This window comes from Pseudonocardia sp. (assembly GCF_050246655.1).
Classification (GTDB): Bacteria; Actinomycetota; Actinomycetes; order Mycobacteriales; family Pseudonocardiaceae; genus Pseudonocardia.
On the sequence record NZ_JBFWVQ010000111.1, the window covers coordinates 1 to 17722 of the forward strand.

At 75.3% G+C, this 17722-nt stretch carries 16 protein-coding genes; 9 read left to right on the forward strand and 7 right to left on the reverse strand.

Annotation, left to right across the window (positions count from 1 at the left end):
• From AB7J25_RS25195 to AB7J25_RS25210, 4 genes are all read right to left on the reverse strand, one after another.
• The coding region (locus AB7J25_RS25195; RefSeq protein ID WP_428512829.1) for a hypothetical protein at positions 1 to 557 on the reverse strand (557 nt) is incomplete at its 3' end.
• Positions 558 to 627: 70 nt separating this feature from the next.
• The gene (locus AB7J25_RS25200) at positions 628 to 1506 is read right to left on the reverse strand and encodes a nuclear transport factor 2 family protein (RefSeq protein WP_428512831.1); all 879 of its coding nucleotides are present in this window, start codon (positions 1504 to 1506) and stop codon (positions 628 to 630) included.
• A 74-nt stretch (positions 1507 to 1580) separates the two neighbouring features.
• The gene (locus tag AB7J25_RS25205) at positions 1581 to 4673 is read right to left on the reverse strand and encodes an ATP-binding protein (RefSeq protein ID WP_428512833.1); all 3093 of its coding nucleotides are present in this window, start codon (positions 4671 to 4673) and stop codon (positions 1581 to 1583) included.
• 48 nt (positions 4674 to 4721) lie between these two features.
• Entirely contained in the window at positions 4722 to 5327 is a 606-nt protein-coding gene (locus AB7J25_RS25210; RefSeq protein WP_428512835.1) for a hypothetical protein, read from the reverse strand.
• 77 nt (positions 5328 to 5404) lie between these two features.
• Between AB7J25_RS25210 and AB7J25_RS25215 the strand changes: the two genes are divergently transcribed.
• Entirely contained in the window at positions 5405 to 6283 is an 879-nt protein-coding gene (locus AB7J25_RS25215) for a diacylglycerol/lipid kinase family protein (protein ID WP_428512837.1), read from the forward strand.
• On the opposite strand, the gene AB7J25_RS25220 is transcribed toward AB7J25_RS25215, so the two are convergent.
• Both AB7J25_RS25220 and AB7J25_RS25225 read right to left on the reverse strand, forming a co-directional pair.
• Positions 6267 to 6800, reverse strand: a complete 534-nt coding sequence (locus AB7J25_RS25220) for an MOSC domain-containing protein (protein ID WP_428512839.1) — start codon at positions 6798 to 6800, stop codon at positions 6267 to 6269. The genes AB7J25_RS25215 and AB7J25_RS25220 overlap by 17 nt on opposite strands.
• Positions 6801 to 6829: 29 nt before the next feature.
• On the reverse strand, positions 6830 to 7333 hold the full coding sequence (locus AB7J25_RS25225) for a hypothetical protein (RefSeq protein WP_428512841.1): 504 nt from the start codon (positions 7331 to 7333) through the stop codon (positions 6830 to 6832).
• A 124-nt stretch (positions 7334 to 7457) separates the two neighbouring features.
• Here AB7J25_RS25225 and ruvC point away from each other — a divergent pair, with 124 nt between their 5' ends.
• The 8 genes from ruvC to AB7J25_RS25265 all read left to right on the forward strand — a co-directional run bounded on the left by ruvC (position 7458) and on the right by AB7J25_RS25265 (position 17271).
• On the forward strand, positions 7458 to 8024 hold the full coding sequence (ruvC, locus tag AB7J25_RS25230) for a crossover junction endodeoxyribonuclease RuvC (RefSeq protein WP_428512843.1): 567 nt from the start codon (positions 7458 to 7460) through the stop codon (positions 8022 to 8024).
• On the forward strand, positions 8021 to 8683 hold the full coding sequence (gene ruvA / locus AB7J25_RS25235) for a Holliday junction branch migration protein RuvA (RefSeq protein ID WP_428512845.1): 663 nt from the start codon (positions 8021 to 8023) through the stop codon (positions 8681 to 8683). Before ruvC ends, ruvA begins: the two co-directional genes overlap by 4 nt.
• Positions 8684 to 9739: 1056 nt before the next feature.
• Entirely contained in the window at positions 9740 to 10765 is a 1026-nt protein-coding gene (gene ruvB / locus AB7J25_RS25240; protein WP_428512847.1) for a Holliday junction branch migration DNA helicase RuvB, read from the forward strand.
• Positions 10766 to 10811: 46 nt separating this feature from the next.
• The gene (gene yajC / locus AB7J25_RS25245) at positions 10812 to 11150 is read left to right on the forward strand and encodes a preprotein translocase subunit YajC (protein ID WP_428512849.1); all 339 of its coding nucleotides are present in this window, start codon (positions 10812 to 10814) and stop codon (positions 11148 to 11150) included.
• 67 nt (positions 11151 to 11217) lie between these two features.
• Complete coding sequence (gene secD / locus AB7J25_RS25250; RefSeq protein ID WP_428512851.1) at positions 11218 to 13044, forward strand: protein translocase subunit SecD; 1827 nt, start codon at positions 11218 to 11220, stop codon at positions 13042 to 13044.
• A 1-nt stretch (position 13045) separates the two neighbouring features.
• Complete coding sequence (gene secF / locus AB7J25_RS25255) at positions 13046 to 14281, forward strand: protein translocase subunit SecF (RefSeq protein WP_428512853.1); 1236 nt, start codon at positions 13046 to 13048, stop codon at positions 14279 to 14281.
• Entirely contained in the window at positions 14278 to 14802 is a 525-nt protein-coding gene (locus AB7J25_RS25260; protein ID WP_428512855.1) for an adenine phosphoribosyltransferase, read from the forward strand. Before secF ends, AB7J25_RS25260 begins: the two co-directional genes overlap by 4 nt.
• A gap of 249 nt (positions 14803 to 15051) precedes the next feature.
• Positions 15052 to 17271: a RelA/SpoT family protein gene (locus AB7J25_RS25265; RefSeq protein ID WP_428512857.1), complete on the forward strand. Its 2220-nt coding sequence runs from the start codon at positions 15052 to 15054 to the stop codon at positions 17269 to 17271.
• Positions 17272 to 17274: 3 nt separating this feature from the next.
• On the opposite strand, the gene AB7J25_RS25270 is transcribed toward AB7J25_RS25265, so the two are convergent.
• The coding region (locus tag AB7J25_RS25270) for a peptidylprolyl isomerase (protein ID WP_428512859.1) at positions 17275 to 17722 on the reverse strand (448 nt) is incomplete at its 5' end.

Here is a 17722-nt window from a genome sequence, read left to right on the forward strand (position 1 = left end):
GACTGCAGCGCGCGTACCGCCGCGACGACCCGCGGCTCGGCCAGGGTGGCGAACCGGTCCCAGCCGCGCAGGACCAGCCCCGGCAGCGGGTTCGGCCCCCCGGTGAGCGGGGCCAGGCGGTGCGGCCACAGCAGCGTGAGCCGGTCGGCGAGGTCGCAGAGCCCAGGCGGGCGGTCGCCGCGGAAGGCGTCGTGCAGCGCCGTGGCGGCCCGCAGGATCGTGCGGCAGTCGGCGCGGGTGAGCGACCTCGTCCAGCCGGGGATGTGCGCGCCCACGTCGCGCATGAGCACGAGCGTGTCCGGACCGTCGCCCCAGGCGTCGACGATCGCGTGCCCGACGCCGCCGGGCAGCGCGTCGAGCACGCCGGAGGCGAAGAGCTGGAACTCGCGGTCGCTCCCGCCGGTGAGCGTCCCGACGAGGTCGAGGCCGGGCGTCGAACGTTTGAGCACCAGCCGGGTGCCGTCGGCCAGCCGGACCCGTTCCAGCGTGCTGCCGGAACGGCCGTCGTGGTCGGGGAACGGGGTGCGCTCGGCGGTGTCGAGCAGCGCGCGCGTCACGGGAGCTCCTCGCTGACGCTCGTCGCCCGTGACCGGGTCGCTGTGCTGAATCGTGACCTCGCAAGCTCGGTCACGGTGCACCGACCAGGGCGTCCTGCGCCGCGTACCGGGCGACGGTGGCCGGGTCCCAGTGCCCGGTGCACCAGACGGAGTGCGCCGTGATCGTCGACCCGTCGAGGGTGAGGACGTGCGCGTCGCGCCACAGGCCCTCCCCGCCGTCGGCGGCGAAGCGCACCTCGGTCTCGATGAGCACGCCGTCCGCGGTGTCGGTGCGGCGCAGCCACGCCAGCCGCCTGCCGGGCACGTCGAACTCGCTCGCGAGGGCCTCCGCGATCGACGCGCGGCCGGTGACGCGCAACCGCCACTGCGGGACGTCGGCCTCCACGACCGCGTCCGGCGCGTAGTGCGCCAGCAGGCCGCGCAGGTCGGCGCGGTCGATGTGGTCGACGACCGCCGCGGCGCGGTCGGCCGGATCCGGATCGAACGTGATGCGGTCCCGGGAGCGGGGGTCGGCACCGAGCAGCAGCAGCTCGCGGGCCCCGCCGGCGTCCGCCCGCTGGCGGTGCACGTCGTGGGGTGGCGGGCCGAACGCCAGGACGTCCCCGGGACCCAGGGCGCGGATCTCGGCGAGGCGGGCCGTGCCCGGGCCGGCCGGTCGCCAGCGCTCGTAGCGGTCGGTGCCGTCCAGCAGCAGGCCGACGCCCCACGTGCCGTGCCCGTGGACGTCGGTGGCCAGCTCGCCCGCGAAGTGCGCGAGGTACAGCCCCGGCCCGTCCGCGTGCCCGGCGAGCACGACGCGGTCGCCGGGCGCGGTGTCGGGGAGATCGATGTCGGCGGCCGCCGCGCGCAGCCAGCGCGCGACCGCCGCGACGTCGTCCGGCGCCGTGCCGAACCGGTCGACGGCCCGGGCGAGCAGGAGTTCGGCGGAGTGCTGACCGGTGATGCTCATCGGTACCTCCAGGGTGTGGCGGGTCCTCACCCCGGCAGGCGGGAGGCGGCGCCTTCCGACGGGAGGCGCGCGCCTCACACGTGCCAGCGCACCGCCGTCTCCGGCGAGTAGCGGCAGAAGGCGCCGGTGTGGACGCTGACGCGCAGGTGGCGGGCGAGCTCGGGGTGCACGGCCTCGATGCGGCGCAGGGCGTCGCGGATCCGCCAGCCCACGGCCGAGCGGGCGCGTTCGGCGGGATCGCCGGTGCGCCGCGGCCTGCCCCCGATGCCGTAGGCCGCCGACAGCTGGGCGAGCAGCACGGCCCGTTCCGCGCTCGCCCGCTCCGACCGCGGCGCGTCCCCGGCCCGGTCCGCGGCGGCGAGCTCGTCGTCGAGCACGGCCAGCCGGGCCCGGTAGGCGTCGCGGGCCGTCGCGTCGACCAGCTCGCCGGTGTCCCCGCCGTCCACCAGCGCCTCGGCGAGCTCGACGGCGGCGACGTCGGTGCCCGGCCGGGCGAGGAGCCGGGCGAGGTCGCGCATGCCCTTGGTGTCGCGCACCGTCGCGTCCCGGCCCCGCCACGACACCGACCAGGTCTCGCCGGTGCGCCGGAACTCGCCGGTCGTCGGGGCGGGATCCGGGGCGGGTGGCCCACCGAGCAGGGCGTCCACCTCGGTGATGCGATGGGGGACGTCCAGGCGCCGGTAAGCCTCCCGCGCCCGGCCGAGCAGCGCCCGGTCGCCGAGCACCGCGCCCGCGTCGCGCAGGGTCCGGGCCACGAGGAGGTTCGCGCCCGCGCGCTCGTTGGCATCGAGGGCCGCGACGAGGTGCGCACGGGCGGTGTCGCTCTGGCCGAGTGCGGCGGCGAGCAGGCCGAGGGGCCGTTCCAGGCTGCCGTAGCTGTAGGCGCCGATGCCGTCGATCCCGTGCCGGCCCCGATGGGGCAGCAGCGCCGGGTAGGCCCACTCGGCGACCGGGTGCCCGCCGAGCAGCGTCACCAGCTCCGCGACCTGTACGAGCACCGGCGGCCACTCCGACCCGGTCGGGAGGCCGGGAAGCAGCGGCGCCACCGCGTCCAGGCGGTTGCGGGCGGCGTCGCAGCGCCCGGCCTGGGCCTGCGCCAGCGCGAAGCCGACCTCCATGTCCGGGCCGAGCGGGCCCAGCCGCTCGGCGAACGCGGCGAGTGCCGCGTGGCCCTCGGCGAACCGGCCGGCCTCGGCGAGGCTGTTCCAGCGCGCGGAGACCGCCAGGATGGCCGCGTTGAAGCTGTCGACGCGCGCCCCGGCGGTCTCGGCGAGCGCCCGCTGCCGCTCCCCGTCGTCGAGCCGGCCCGCCATCGTCAGCCGCATCGACCGCCACAGCGGTGGGTACCAGGCGTAGAGGGGGTGGCGGATCGTGGCCACCCGCAGCGCGAACGCCTCCGCCTCCCGGTCGGCGCCCGGGTAGTCGCCGCGTTCCAGCAGCGCGACGAGGTGCAGGCGCCTGCCGAGGAGCTCGGCCTCGACGTCGCGGGTCGCCGTGGCCAGCGCGACGATCTCGTCGGCCTGGGCCTCCCGGCGCTCGACCTCTTCCGGCCCGGCGATCGCGTCGCAGTGCGCGGCGAGCGCGGCGGTCAGCACGTCGGGGTCGGCGGCCGCGCGGGCGGCGGCGACCGCCCGGTCGGCGAGGGCGCGGCGGCGCTCCTGCTCCTGCTCGGGCAGCGCGACGGACAGCCGGGCCGTCACCCGCGTGTGCAGCGCCGCACCGTCGGGGAGCAGCTGCTCCGCCTCCTCCAGCAGGGCGATCTGCTTCGCGTCCGCGCGCGGCACCTCGAACCCCGCGGGCCCGCCGCCGAGACCCAGCGCGGCCCGGGCGAGATGGTCGGCACAGCGGTCGGCCCGGCCGTCGAGCCGCGCCAGGCGGGCCGCGGCCAGGTAGGTGCCCCGCGCTCCGGGGCCGTCACCCGCGGCGAGCCGGGCGGCGGCGAGATCGAGCAGCAGCTCACCGCGGTCGGCCGCGCCCGGCGCGGCGTCGAGCTGGTCGACGGCCTCCGCGAGGTGCCGCGCGGCGTCGGCGTGCGCGAGGACGGCGGTGGCCGCGCGGGCCGCAGCGCGGTGCTGGCGGACCGCCTCGTCCGCTCGGCCCGTGGCGCGGCCGAGGTGGTGGGCGAGCGTCGCCGGGTCGGTGGATCCGGCGGCCCGCAGCGCGTCCGCCACCCGGCCGTGCAGCCGGGCGCGCTCCGGCGCCGGCAGGGCGGCGTGCACGGCGTCGCGGACCAGGCCGTGGGCGAACGCGGCGCGCCCCGGCCCGGCGGGGCGGACCAGCCCGGCATGCTCGGCGACGGCCAGCAGGTCCTGGGCGTCGTGCCGCGGCCCGACCGCGTCGAGGAGGTCGACCCGGAACTCCTCGCCGACGACGGCCGCGACGGCCAGCACGTCCCGGGTCGGCCGGGGGAGCGCGGCGAGGCGGTGCTCGAGGGCCGCCCGGACCGAGCCCGGCACCGCGGCCCGCGCGACGTCCGGCCCGTGGTCGCGGGCCAGGCGCGCGAGCTCGATGGCGTAGAACGGGTTGCCGCCCGTGCGACCCGCGAGTGCCTGCGCGTCGGCCGGCCCGAGGGCCGCCCCGAGCGGGCGTATCAGCTCGGCGAGCTCGTCCGCGCTCAGGCCGGACAGCTCGATCCGCGCCGCGTGGGGCAGGCGGGCGCCGCCCTCGCGGGCGGTCGCCAGAACCGCGACCCGCAGCCCGCCGAGCTGCGGGCGGAGGAACTCCAGCAGCCGCAGCGACGTCTCGTCGGCCCACTGCAGGTCGTCCAGCACGAGCAGCCACGCACGGCGGGCGGCTGCGGCCCGCAGCACCTGCTCGGCGGCGTCGAAGAGCCGGAACGGGCTCGGGGACGTCTCCGCGTCCGCGACGCCGTCACGCAGCCGGGCGACCAGCCCGCCCACCCCCGGCACGTCCGGGTCGGCGGTGGCGATCGCCCGGGCGAGCTGAGTCCACGGCCAGAGCGCCGGCGCGCCCTCGCCCTCGACGCACGTCGCCCACGCGGTGGCCACACCGAGTGCGGCGGCACGGTCGGCGACCTCGCGCACCAGCCGGGTCTTGCCGACGCCCGGCTCGCCCGTCACGAGGGTGAGGCATCCGCGCCCCTCGCGGGCCACGGCCAGCAGGGCGCCGAGCTCGGCGAGCTGGGCCGTGCGGCCGACCAGAGACACGGCGGGGATGATCCTCCGGCCACCGCCGCGGGCGCTACGCCGACCCGCTCAGTGCTGGTGGCCCGGCTCGTTGATCTCCAGCACGGCCCACGGGGCGGGGAAGATCCGCCACCGGCCCTGGAGGTACACGAGCCCGTCCACGCGGGTGCCGAGCGAGCTGCCGGGGGCGTGGAAGACCAGCTGGTAGATCGTGATGCCCGGGTTGAGCTGCGGTGCGACGGTGCGGTACCCGCTCGGGAACTCGGCCGACGCGCCGGTGCCTGCGACGAGCTCCTCGGTGGTGACGGCGTCCACCCGCACCTCCGTCTGCCCCGGGGCGGGGCCGAGCAGCTGCGGATGCTGCCAGTAGCCCTCGTAGTGGGTGCGCGCGTCCTTCGCGATCTCCAGCCGGAACACCTCGGCGTAGTCCGGCGGTTCGGGGCGGCGCTGCGTGAGCAGCGCCGTGACGTCGGCGCCGGGGGCGAGCAGGGCGGCGGCGATCGTCTCCGGTCCGTCCGGCGGGGCCGGGGCGGCGGCGAGGCCCTCGGCGGGGACCGGCGCCGGACCGCACGCGAGGAGCGTGAGCGCCAGGACAGCCGTCAGGACGGCGATCAGTACGGCCCTCCCGGTGGCTGGGCGCCCGGCGCGCACCGCTCGCCGCCGCCCACCCGTCACGCGCGCAGCCTGTCGTCCCGGCCGGGCGGACGTCAACTCGGCGACCGGAGCGGCTCGGGCCGTGTCAGGCTTTCGTGATGCTCCCCCTCCTCGTGCTCGCGAACGACGCCGCGGGCGGGGTGGACGACGCCGTCCGCCACGCCGTGCTGGACACGCTCCGGGAGGGCGCCGAGGTGGTCACCGCCTCCCCGGACGGCCCGGGCGAGCTGGACGCCGTGCTGGCCGCGTACCCGCAGCACCGCCCCGTCGCCGTCGGCGGGGACGGCACCCTGCACCTGCTCGTCGCCGCGCTGCACGCCCGGGGCGAGCTCGACCGGCGCGTGCTCGGGCTGGTCCCCCAGGGGACGGGGAACGACTTCGCCGGGACGCTCGGCGTGCCGGACGAGCCGGTGGCGGCCGCCCGGGCCGTCCTGCACGGCCGCGAACGCGCCCTCGACCTGCTCGTCGACGACACCGGCGCCGTCGTCGTCAACGCCGTGCACCTGGGGATCGGGGCCCGGGCCAACCGGGAGGGCACCCCGCTCAAGCCCGTCCTCGGCCCGCTCGCCTACCCGGTGGGCGCGGTGCTCGCCGGGCTGCGCAGCTCCGGGTGGCCGCTGCGGGTCCTCGTCGACGGCCGGACCCTCGCGGACGGCGTCGTGCTGCAGGTGGGGATCGGCAACGGTCGCACCGTTGGCGGCGGCACCCCGATCACCCCCGACGCCGCACCCGACGACGGCGCCGCCGACGTGGTCGTGAGCACGGCGACCGGCCTGCTCGCCCGGCTGCACTACGGCCGGCTCCTGCGGGCGGGGCGCCACGGCGAGCACCCGGAGGTGGTGACGGCGCGGGGCGCGGAGATCGAGGTGTCCGGCGGGCCGGTCCCGGTCAACGCGGACGGCGAGCCGGGCGAGCCGGTCACCCGCCGCCGGTGGACGCTGCGGCCCGCGGCCTGGCGGATCACCGTCCCCCGCTGAGCCCCTGCGGCTCCAGCATCCGCAGCACCGCCGGGCCGAGCCGCAGCACCCCGTCGTCCAGGGCCTCACAGCGCAGCCCGGACCGGCCGCGCAGCGCCCGGAACGCGCCCGGGCCGAACACGACGTCCATCCACCGGCACGGGTGCGCCGGGCGGTGGGCGCGCAGCCGGACCGGCCCGTCGCCCGAGTCCAGCGAGAACACGGTGCCGCGCGCGAGGGCGTCCACCGCGAACCCGGTGAGGACGACGTTGCGGCGCGCCCGCAGGGGATCGACGTCCGGGAGCCCGAGCTCGCGAGCCATGTCCTGCACCGCGGCCGCGTCGAGCACCGTGACCGCGGCGCGCCGGTGAGCGGGATGACCGAAGTAGCGGTCCCCGACCAGGCCGAGGCTCGCACGGACCTCGACCCGGTCGGCCGGCGTTGCCGGGTCGGGCAGCGGACCGTCCGCGGGCCTGCCGGCGAACGCGTGCACGGGGGACACGAGCAGCCCCACGATCTCGACGTCGTGCGCTTCCACCGGGCCGAGCCTAGGCAGGCCCCGCGCCCTCAGGTCCGCGCGAACGCCCGTCGGGCCGCGGCGAGGCGCACCGCCTCCAGGCGGCGGCGCTGGTCACGGGCCCGGTCGGCGAGCCCGGCGAGATCGGGAACGCCGGTGTCGGCCAGCCGGTCCCGGTCGGCGGCGCTGGCGGCGTCGGACAGCGCGACCCACAGGGCGAGCTTGCCCTCGACGCCCAGCGCGAGGCTCTCCGCGGCCAGCATCCGGGCGAGGTCGGGCCCGTGCGAGCGCGATGCGGCGACCCCGATCCGGTGTGCTTTCTCCGCCACCCACCCGGCGGCCTGCTTCACCGGGTTGCGCCGCACGCCGAGGCGCTCCATGACGTGCCGGAGCGTCTCGACGTCCGCGGCGACGTCGTCACCGATCGGCCCGAGCAGCTCCGCGTCCGGCTCGCCCGCCACCTCGCGCTGCAGCGTGCGGGCCATCTCGACACCGGTGTGGGCACCCGCGAGATGGTCGTTGAGATAGACGTCGAGCTCCTCGGCGGCGGACATGGATGGCACGGTACGTCTGCCCGCGCCGTCCGGCAGCGCGAGGCGCGGCGTGCCGACGTGGGTGCTGCCCGGTGCGCCGGTAGCCTCCTCGGGTCGAACGGGTGTTCGCGGGAAAGGGGAGCGGGTGCGGGTGCTGGGCGTCGACCCCGGATTGACCCGGTGCGGCCTGGGCGTGGTGGACGGCGGCGCGGGCCGCACGGTTCGCTGCGTCGCCGTCGGCGTCGTCCGCACGCCTGCGGACGTGCCGGTGGAGCGGCGGCTGCTCGCGGTCGGCGACGCCGTCGAGGAGTGGATCGGCACGCACCGGCCGGACGTGGTCGCGGTCGAGCGGGTGTTCAGCCAGCAGAACGTGCGCACGGTGATGGGCACGGCGCAGGCCGCGGGCGTCGTGGCACTGCTCGCCGCCCGGGCCGGGCTGCCGGTGGCGTTCCACACCCCGAGCGAGGTGAAGGCGGCCGTCACCGGCGAGGGCCGGGCGGGCAAGGATCAGGTCACGACGATGGTGACGCGCCTGCTCGGGCTGGCGGAGCGGCCCCGGCCCGCGGATGCGGCGGACGCGCTGGCCCTGGCGATCTGCCACTGCTGGCGGGCGCCGATGCTGGACCGGATGGCGTCGGCGCAGGCCCGCGCCGCGGCGCTCGCACGGGCGCACCGGCGGCGGTTGGCGGAGGCGGCGAAGGGACGTACATGATCAGTTCGGTGCGCGGCGAGGTGCTGTCGATCGGGCTGGACCACGCCGTCGTCGAGATGGGCGGGGTGGGTCTCGCGGTGCACGCCACGCCCACGACGCTCGCGGGGCTGCGTCGCGGCGAATCGGCGCGGCTGGCCACCATGCTGGTGGTGCGGGAGGACTCGCTCACGCTCTACGGCTTCGCGAGTGCCGACGAGCGGGAGCTGTTCACCCTGCTGATGTCGGTGAGCGGGGTCGGGCCGCGGATCGCGATGGCCACGCTCGCGGTGCTGGACCCGGACACGCTGCGCAGCGCGCTCGCCGACGGCGATCTCGCGGTCCTGACCCGGGTGCCCGGGATCGGGCGGAAGGGGGCCGAACGGCTCGTCGTGGAGCTGCGCGACAAGGTGACCCGGCCGGCGCCCGCCGCGGCTCCGGCGGTCCTGCCGGGCGGGTCGCCGGGGCGCGACCAGGTCGTCGAGGCGTTGCTCGGGCTCGGGTTCGCGGTGAAGCCCGCCGAGCAGGCGGTGGACGCCGTCCTCGCCGAGAACGGCGGTGGCGGGGTGTCGTCGGGGATGCCGGGCGTGTCGGGGGCGTCGGGCGTGTCGGGGGCGTCGGGCGTGTCGGATGTGTCGGTCCTGCTGCGGGCGGCGCTGACCCGGCTCGGGCGGTCCCGGTGACGTGCTCGCACACACCGGGCGGTGGTCACACACACCCGAGGGTGGTCGCACACACCCAACGGTGGTCGCGCACACCGCCTGCGGGGTGTGCCGGCGGCTCGAGGTGTGTGCGGGCGCTGGAACAGATGTGCGACCGCCCCGGGGCGCGGGGCGCGGGGCGCGGGGCGCATGTGTGCGATCGCCCCGGGCACGGGGCGCGGGCGCTGGAACATGTGTGCGATCGCCCCGGGCGCGGGGTGTGGGCGCTGGGACAGATGTGCGAGCGCCCCGGGCGCGGGGCGCGGGCGCTGGGACAGATGTGCGAGCGGCCCGGACGCGGATGGAGGCCGGCACGTGTGCGCGAGCGCGCCGGAGCAGGGGGAGCCTCCGAACGTGTGTGCGAGCACGCCGAACACGCGTGGCGGGCGCTGGAACAGATGTGCGAGCGGCCCGGACACGCGGGGGCGGGCGCACGAACATATGTGCGAGCGTGCAGGGGCACGGGATGGAGGCCGGCACATGTGTGCGAGCGCCGCACGCCCTTGGGTGGCCACCCGCACATGGGTTCGAGGGCCGGAGACGCCGGTGGCGCACATCTGGCTCGGGGGCGGTCCCGGTGACGTCCTCGCACACGCCGGGCGGTGGTCGCACACACTCGACGGTGGTCACACACGTCGCCTGCCGTGTGTGCCAGCACCCCGCGGTGTGTGCTGGCGCTGGAACGTATGTGCGCGCGGCCTGGACACGGGGGAGCTGCTGGAACGTGTGTGCGAGTGCGCCGAACACGCATGGTCAGCGCGGGAGCATGTGTGCGAGGCGTGCCGGAGCCGGGGATGGACGCTGGAACGTGTGTTCGAGCGCCCGGCCGACCGTGTGCGGGCGCTGGAACGTATGCGCGAGCGGCCCGGACGCGCCGCGGCGGGGGAGACGCTGGAACGTGTGTTCGAGCGCGCCGGACACGGGGCAGGCGCCAGAACATGCGTCTGACCGCGCCGACCACAGCCGACGCACCCCGGCACCCGTGTGCGACCCGGCCCGCCGGTGCCGCGACGGATACGCGGGCATCGGGGGTGGGCCGTGACCGGTGACCTCTCGGCCGACCTGGAGCCCGAGGACCTCGACGTCGAGGCGACCCTCCGCCCCCGCAGGCTCGCCGAGTTCATCGGGCAGCCCCGGGTCCGCGAACAGCTCGAGCTCGTCCTGGAGGGGGCCCGGCGCCGCGGCGACCCGCCCGACCACATCCTGCTCTCCGGCCCGCCGGGGCTGGGCAAGACCAGCCTCGCGCTCATCGTCGCCGCCGAGCTGGGCGCGGCGGTCCGGCTCACTAGCGGCCCGGCGCTGGAACGGGCGGGCGACCTCGCCGCGATGCTCTCCAACCTCGCATCCGGCGACGTCCTGTTCATCGACGAGATCCACCGCATCGCGCGGCCCGCCGAGGAGATGCTCTACCTCGCGATGGAGGACTTCCGCGTCGACGTCGTCGTCGGCAAGGGGCCGGGGGCGACCTCGATCCCGCTGGACATCGCGCCTTTTACGCTGGTCGGGGCGACGACGCGGTCCGGAGCGCTCACCGGGCCGCTGCGCGACCGGTTCGGCTTCACCGCACACATGGAGTTCTACGAGCCGCCCGAGCTGCAGCAGGTGCTGCGCCGCGCCGCGGGCATCCTGGGGGTCACGCTGCGTCCCGAAGGCGCCGCCGAGATCGCCCGGCGCTCCCGCGGCACGCCGCGGATCGCGAACCGGCTGCTGCGCCGCGTCCGCGACTTCGCCGAGGTGCGCGCGGACGGCGCCGTCACCCGCCAGGTCGCGCGGGATGCACTCGCCGTCTACGACGTGGACGAGCTGGGCCTGGACCGCCTGGACCGCGCGGTGCTCGGGGCGCTCGTTCGCTCGTTCGGCGGAGGGCCGGTCGGAATCTCCACGCTGGCGGTCGCGGTGGGTGAGGAGCCCGGTACGGTCGAGGAGGTCTGCGAGCCCTACCTCGTCCGCGCCGGGATGCTGGCCCGCACGCCGCGGGGACGTGTCGCCACACCTGCGGCGTGGGCGCACCTGGGGCTGGCCCCGCCCGACGGCGGACCGGCCAACCCTGCGGCGCTGTTCTGACGAGGGGGCTGGCAGACTCGACGGCCCACGACGTGCGGAGTACCAGATGGAGAACTTCGGCTCGCTGATCTTCCTGCTCCTGATCGCCCTGCTGTTCATCCCGATCATCCTGAACAGCAGGCGGCAGAAGAAGGCGGTCGCGGACATGCAGGCACTGCAGGCCTCGCTGGAGGTGGGGGACGTCGTCGTCACCACCTCGGGCCTTCGCGGCACCGTGGTCGACGTGTCCTACGAGGACACGATCGATCTGGAGATCGCCGACGGGGTCGTCACGACGTGGGTCCGGGCCGCGGTCCGCGAGAAGATCACCGAGGACGCCGCGGACTCCGCGGCGCCGTCGAAGACCGATCCCACGTCCACCGACACGGACGCCGCGCACTCCTAGCGCGGCGCCGACCTGAGCCCAACGGGACGCCGGAGGGGCACCGGCGGGTCCGAGAGAGACGAGAACTGTGGCACCCACCCCGGGGCAGATCAGCCCTTGGCGGTACCTGGCGTCGTTCGCCGTGGTCGTCGCCGTCCTGTACGCGCTGGTCTTCTTCACCGGCGACGGCAAGGCCACTCCGAAGCTGGGGATCGACCTGCAGGGTGGCACCCGCGTCACCCTGCAGGCCCGCACGGAGAGTGGTGCCGAGCCGCCGCGTGAGCAGCTGCTCCAGGCGCAGCAGATCATCGAGCAACGGGTCAACGGCCTCGGCGTGAGCGGCGCCGAGGTCGTCCTGGACGGCTCCAACCTCGTGATCACCGTCCCGGGGGCGGAAGGCGACCAGGCCCGCTCGCTGGGGCAGACGGCACAGCTGCGCTTCCGCGAGGTGGTAGGTGGGCCGTTCCCGGCCACACCCGCGGCGGCGCCCGGCGCCCCCGGTGAGGCGCCCGGCGCCCCCGGTGACGGGTCGCCCTCCGACGCCACACCCGGAGAGCAGGGCACGCCCTCGGCCCCGCCGGACGCCCCGGCGCAGCCCCAGGGCGCGGGTGCCGCCCCGGCGATCGCGCCCGTCTCGCACGCGACGCCACTGGACCCGCAGGCCCCGCCGCCGAGCACACCCGCCCCGCCGCCCGCCGGGTCCACCCCCGCCCCGCCGCCCGCCCCGCCCACGACCGGGGACGAGCCGGCGGACCCGGAGGTCGCCGCGCAGATCGAGCAGGCCCGCGCGGTGCGCCAGAACCCGGACCTGATGTCGCAGGACCCGAACGTCCAGCAGGCGGCGGTCTTCGCAGCCGTCACGAGCCTGGACTGCGCGGCGAACGACCCCCTGCGCGGCTACGACGTCCCGACGCTGCCGCTCGTCGCCTGCAACCGGGACGGCACCGAGAAGTACGTGCTCGGCCCGGTCATCACGGACTCCCAGGGACGCCCGCTGGAGGGCACCCACATCGAGACCGCGCAGGCCAACTTCGACCAGAACAACGTCGGTTACGTCATCGACCTGACGTTCGACAGCACCGGCGCCGCGATCTGGGGCGAGTACACCAGCACCCACGTCGGCACCCGCACCGCGTTCGTGCTGGACGGCGAGGTGGTCTCCGCACCGGAGATCCGCCAGGCCATCTACGGGCCCACCCAGATCTCCGGCAGCTTCACCCAGGCCGAGGCCCAGGACCTGGCCGCGGTGCTGCGCTACGGCTCCCTGCCGCTGTCCTTCGCGGCCTCCGAGGCGCAGACGGTGTCCGCGACGCTGGGCCTCGCGTCCCTGGAAGCCGGCCTGATCGCCGGCGGCATCGGCCTCGCGCTCGTGTTCGTCTACTGCCTGTTCTACTACCGCATCCTCGGGGTGCTGACGATCCTGTCGCTGGTGCTCTCCGGCGTGATCGTCTACGCGGTGCTGGTGCTGCTCGGGCGCTGGATCGGGTTCACCCTCGACCTCGCGGGCGTCGCGGGGTTCATCGTCGCCATCGGCATCACGGCGGACTCGTTCGTCATCTACTTCGAACGATTGAAGGACGAGGTGCGCGAGGGACGCACGTTCCGCTCGGCGGTGCCGCGCGGCTGGGTCCGGGCACGGCGGACGATCCTCTCCGCGGACGCGGTCAGCTTCCTCGCCTCGGCCGTGCTCTACATCCTCGCCGTCGGGCAGGTGAAGGGCTTCGCGTTCACCCTGGGCCTCGCGACGGTGCTCGACCTGGTCGTCGTCTTCCTGGTGACGCACCCGCTGGTCGAGCTGGCCGCGCGGTCGAAGACCCTGAGCAGCCCGGCCCTGTCCGGGCTCGGATCCGTCGCCCGCATCGGGGCCGAGCAACGCCGCGCCAGGTCACTGGCCGGCGCCGGGAAGGGAGCCTGACATGGCCACCGGTACGGGCACCCGGCGCTCGCGGCCCAGCGTCTTCCAACGGCTCTACACCGGTACCGGCGCGTTCGACATCGTCGGCAGGCGGATGACCTGGTACGCCGTCTTCGGGATCATCGTCGCGATCTGCCTCGGCTCGATCCTCTTCCGCGGCTTCCACCTCGGCATCGACTTCGAGGGCGGCACCCAGATCCAGTTCCCCGCGGCCAGCACCGCCGTCCCCGCGGACGTCGAGTCCGTCAAGCAGGTGGTCGAGGCGGCCGCGGGCGAGGAGCCGTCGTCGGTGCAGACCGCCGGCACGGGTGCGGCCCAGACGGTCCAGATCCGGACGGAGACGCTGACGCCCGCCCAGCTCGTGGCCGTCAAGCAGGCGCTGTACGACACCTTCCAGCCGGTCGGCGCGGACGGCGTCCCGTCCCCGTCGGTGATCAGCGACAGCGACGTGAGCGGCACGTGGGGCGGGCAGATCACCCGCCAGGCGATGATCGCCCTCGCGGTCTTCCTGGTGCTGGTGACGATCTTCCTGGGGTTCTACTTCGAACGTGCCATGGCGATCGCGGCGCTCGTCGCGCTCGTCCACGACGTGGTGGTCACCGCGGGCATCTACTCGATCGTCGGTTTCGAGGTCACCCCGGCCACGGTCATCGGTCTGCTGACGATCCTCGGGTTCTCGCTGTACGACACGGTCGTCGTGTTCGACAAGGTCACCGAGAACACCCGCGGGATCCTGGGGCTCACCCGCCGCACGTACGCCGAAGCCGCGAACCTCGCGCTGAACCAGACGCTGATGCGCTCGATCAACACCTCGCTCATCGCGGTGCTGCCGGTCATCGGCCTGCTCGTGATCGGCGTCGGGCTGCTCGGCGTCGGCACGCTCGCGGATCTCGCGCTGGTGCAGATGGTCGGCATCCTCGCCGGCGCAGCATCGTCGATCCTGCTCGCCACCCCGGTGCTCGTCGACCTCAAGCTGCGCGACAAGCGGTTCCGGGACCAGGCCGCCCGGGTCCACGCCCGCCGGGCGAAGATCGCCGCAGGCCGCGGCGCCGACGAGGACGCGGTGGGGCCGGATCTCGGCGACGAGGACGCCCGGGCCACCGAGTTGCGCCGCGAGAAGGCGCTGTCCGCGGCGGCCGCCACGCCGGCCCGCCACGCACCGTCCCGCCGGGCCACGCCGCGCGGCGGGCGGCCCACCGGCAAGTCGACACGGCCTACCGGCAAGCGCCACCGGTGAGCGAGGATCCCCTGGGCCGGGTTCTCGGGCTCGTCCGCGACGTCCCGGACTTCCCGAGCCCCGGCATCCTGTTCCGCGACATCACCCCGGTGCTCGCGGACGCCGAGGCCCTCACGACGGTGGCCACCGAGCTCGCCGCGCTGATGGGCGATGCCGACCTCGTCGCGGGCATCGAGGCGCGCGGGTTCCTGCTCGGCACGGCGGCCGCGCTGGTCGGCGGCACGGGTGTCGTGCCCGTGCGCAAGGCCGGCAAGCTCCCGCGGGTGGCGGCATCGCGCAGCTACGACCTGGAGTACGGCACCGCCACGCTGGAGCTGCCCGAGGGGGTCGTGGCGCCGGGCGCGCGCGTGTTCGTCGTCGACGACGTACTCGCCACCGGCGGCACCGGCGCGGCGACCGTCGACCTGCTCGGCGCGGCCGGAGCGGACGTCGTCGGGTTCGCCGTGCTCGCCGAGCTCACGGCCCTCGGCGGGCGGGCACGGCTCGCCCCGCTGCCCGTGCACGCGCTGCTGGCGTTCTGATCGGTCGCCGGTCCGGGTCTGTTCGGCGGCGCCGGGCGGACTATCCTCGGCGGCGTGGAGCGGGGCGTGACCGACGTACAGTCCGGCGCCCCGCGCGGTCCGTCGGATCCGGCCGTGCCGGAGCGGCCCGAGGAGGGCGCGCAGCCTGCGCCGTCCGATAACGCGTCCCCGGTCGGCGCCCGGTTCGACGGGCGTGCCGACGCCCGCCCGTCCGCCACCCGCCGGGTACGTGCACGGATCGCGCGACGCATGACGCCGCAGCGCGTCGCCGCCGTCAAGCCGGTGCTCGAACCGCTCGCGAGCGTGCACCGCCAGCTGCACCCGAAGGCCGATCTCGCCCTGCTCCAGCGCGCCTACGACGTGGCGGAGGTGCGCCACGAGGGCCAGAAGCGCAAGTCCGGCGACCCGTACATCACCCACCCGCTCGCGGTCGCGACGATCCTCGCCGAGCTCGGCATGGACACGACGACTCTGGTGGCGGCCCTGCTGCACGACACGGTCGAGGACACCGGCTACTCGCTGGACGACCTGCGGGCCGAGTTCGGCGACGAGGTCGCCCACCTGGTGGACGGCGTCACGAAGCTGGACAAGGTCGAGTTCGGGGCCACCGCGGAGGCCGAGACGATCCGCAAGATGGTCGTCGCGATGGCGCGCGACCCGCGCGTGCTCGTGATCAAGCTGTCGGACCGGCTGCACAACATGCGCACGATGCGCTTCCTCCCGCCGGAGAAGCAGAAGAAGAAGGCCCGCGAGACCCTCGAGGTGATGGCCCCGCTCGCCCACCGCCTCGGCATGGCGACGGTGAAGTGGGAGCTGGAGGACCAGGCGTTCGCCATCCTCTACCCGAAGAAGTACGCCGAGATCGTGCGGCTGGTCGCCACCCGCGCACCGTCGCGGGACACCTACCTCAAGCAGGTCATCGACGAGGTCAACCAGCAGCTGGACACCGCGCGGATCACCGCCACCGTCGAGGGCAGGCCCAAGCACTACTACTCGATCTACCGCAAGATGATCGTCAAGGGCCGGGACTTCGACGACATCCACGACCTGGTGGGCGTCCGCGTGCTGGTGGACGAGGTGCGCGACTGCTACGCGGCGATGGGCATGGTGCACGCCCTCTGGCAGCCGATGCCCGGGCGGTTCAAGGACTACATCGCCCAACCCCGCTTCGGGGTCTACCAGTCGCTGCACACCACCGTGATCGGCCCGGACGGCAAGCCGCTCGAGGTGCAGATCCGCACGCACGCGATGCACCGCACCGCGGAGTACGGCATCGCGGCGCACTGGCGCTACAAGGAGACCCGCGGCGCGAACGGGTCGGACGGGGCCGTCGAGGTCGACGACATGTCGTGGATGCGCCAGCTGCTGGACTGGCAGCGGGAGGCCGCGGACCCCGGGGACTTCCTGGAGTCGCTGCGCTACGACCTCGCGTCGGCGGAGATCTTCGTCTTCACCCCCAAGGGTGACGTCATCGTGCTGCCCTCGGGGTCCACGCCCGTCGACCTCGCCTACGCGGTGCACACCGAGGTCGGGCACCGCTGCATCGGCAGCCGCGTGAACGGCAAGCTCGTGGCGCTGGAGCGGCGGCTGGAGTCCGGCGACGTGGTCGAGATCTTCACCTCGAAGGCCGAGGGGGCAGGCCCGAGCCGGGACTGGCTGTCCTTCGTCGCCTCCCCCCGCGCCAAGAACAAGATCAAGGGCTGGTTCGCGAAGGAGCGCCGCGAGGAGGCCATCGAGGCGGGCAAGGAGGCGATCACCCGCGAGGCGCGGCGCACCGGGATGCCGTTGCAGCGCCTGGTGTCGGCGGACGCGATGGTGGCCCTCTCGCGGGAGCTGCACTTCCCGGACCTGTCGGGCCTCTACGCCGCCGTGGGGGAGGGGCACGTCAGCGCCCGGCACGTCGTGCAGCGACTGGTGGCGCTCATCGGCGGGGTGGAGGACGCCGAGGAGGAGCTCGCCGAGCGCGCCACGCCGTCCACCGTCCGGCTGCGGCGCCCCGCCGGGGACGCCGGCGTGGTCGTGGCCGGCAGCGGTGGCGGCCTGTCCGACCTCTACACCAAGCTCGCGCGCTGCTGCACACCCGTGCCCGGCGACGACATCATGGGCTTCGTGACGCGCGGTGGCGGGGTCAGCGTGCACCGCACGGACTGCACCAACGCCGCCGACCTGCGCGCGCGTGCCGAGCGGCTCGTCGACGTGCAGTGGTCCGTGTCGCCGGGGTCGGTGTTCCTCGTCGCGATCCAGGTCGAGGCGCTGGATCGGCACCGGCTGCTGTCGGACATCACGAAGGTGCTCGCCGACGAGAAGGTGAACATCCTGTCCGCCTCGGTGACGACGTCGCGCGACCGGGTGGCCGTCTCCCGGTTCAGCTTCGAGATGGGCGACCCCAAGCACCTCGGGCACCTGCTGCGCGCCGTGCGCAACGTCGAGGGCGTGTACGACGTCTACCGCGTGACGTCGGCGGGCTGACCCTCAGGAGACGGTCACCTTCGTGATCGTCACCGGCTGGGCGGGCGCGCCGTCCCCCTGCGCGCCGTCGGCGAGACCTGCCGCCGCGATCTGGTCCAGCACCGCGAGGCCGGGCTCGCCGATCGTGCCGAACACCGTGTAGTCCGGCGGCAGCGGGCTGTCGCCGTAGACCATGAAGAACTGGCTGCCGTTGGTGTCCGGGCCGGCGTTCGCCATGGCGAGGGTGCCGCGCGGGTAGCTCAGATCCGGTGTGGTCTCGTCGGGGAACGAGTACCCGGGCCCGCCGCTACCGGTGCCGGTCGGGTCGCCGCACTGCAGGACCTTGATGCCCTCGGTGGTGAGCCGGTGGCAGGTGCTGGCGTCGAAGTAGCCGGCCTGCGCGAGATGCAGGAAGCTCTCGACGGTGCACGGCGCCTTCGCGCGGTCCAGCGTGAGCGGGATGGCCCCCCGG

Coding starts and splice junctions, on each gene's coding strand:
- AB7J25_RS25200 (WP_428512831.1), bottom strand. CDS start 1,506: ATGAGCATCACCGGTCAGCACTCCGCCGAACTCCTGCTCGCCCGGGCC.
- AB7J25_RS25215 (WP_428512837.1), top strand. CDS start 5,405: ATGCTCCCCCTCCTCGTGCTCGCGAACGACGCCGCGGGCGGGGTGGAC.
- AB7J25_RS25225 (WP_428512841.1), bottom strand. CDS start 7,333: ATGTCCGCCGCCGAGGAGCTCGACGTCTATCTCAACGACCATCTCGCG.
- ruvA (WP_428512845.1), top strand. CDS start 8,021: ATGATCAGTTCGGTGCGCGGCGAGGTGCTGTCGATCGGGCTGGACCAC.
- yajC (WP_428512849.1), top strand. CDS start 10,812: ATGGAGAACTTCGGCTCGCTGATCTTCCTGCTCCTGATCGCCCTGCTG.
- secF (WP_428512853.1), top strand. CDS start 13,046: ATGGCCACCGGTACGGGCACCCGGCGCTCGCGGCCCAGCGTCTTCCAA.
- AB7J25_RS25265 (WP_428512857.1), top strand. CDS start 15,052: ATGACGCCGCAGCGCGTCGCCGCCGTCAAGCCGGTGCTCGAACCGCTC.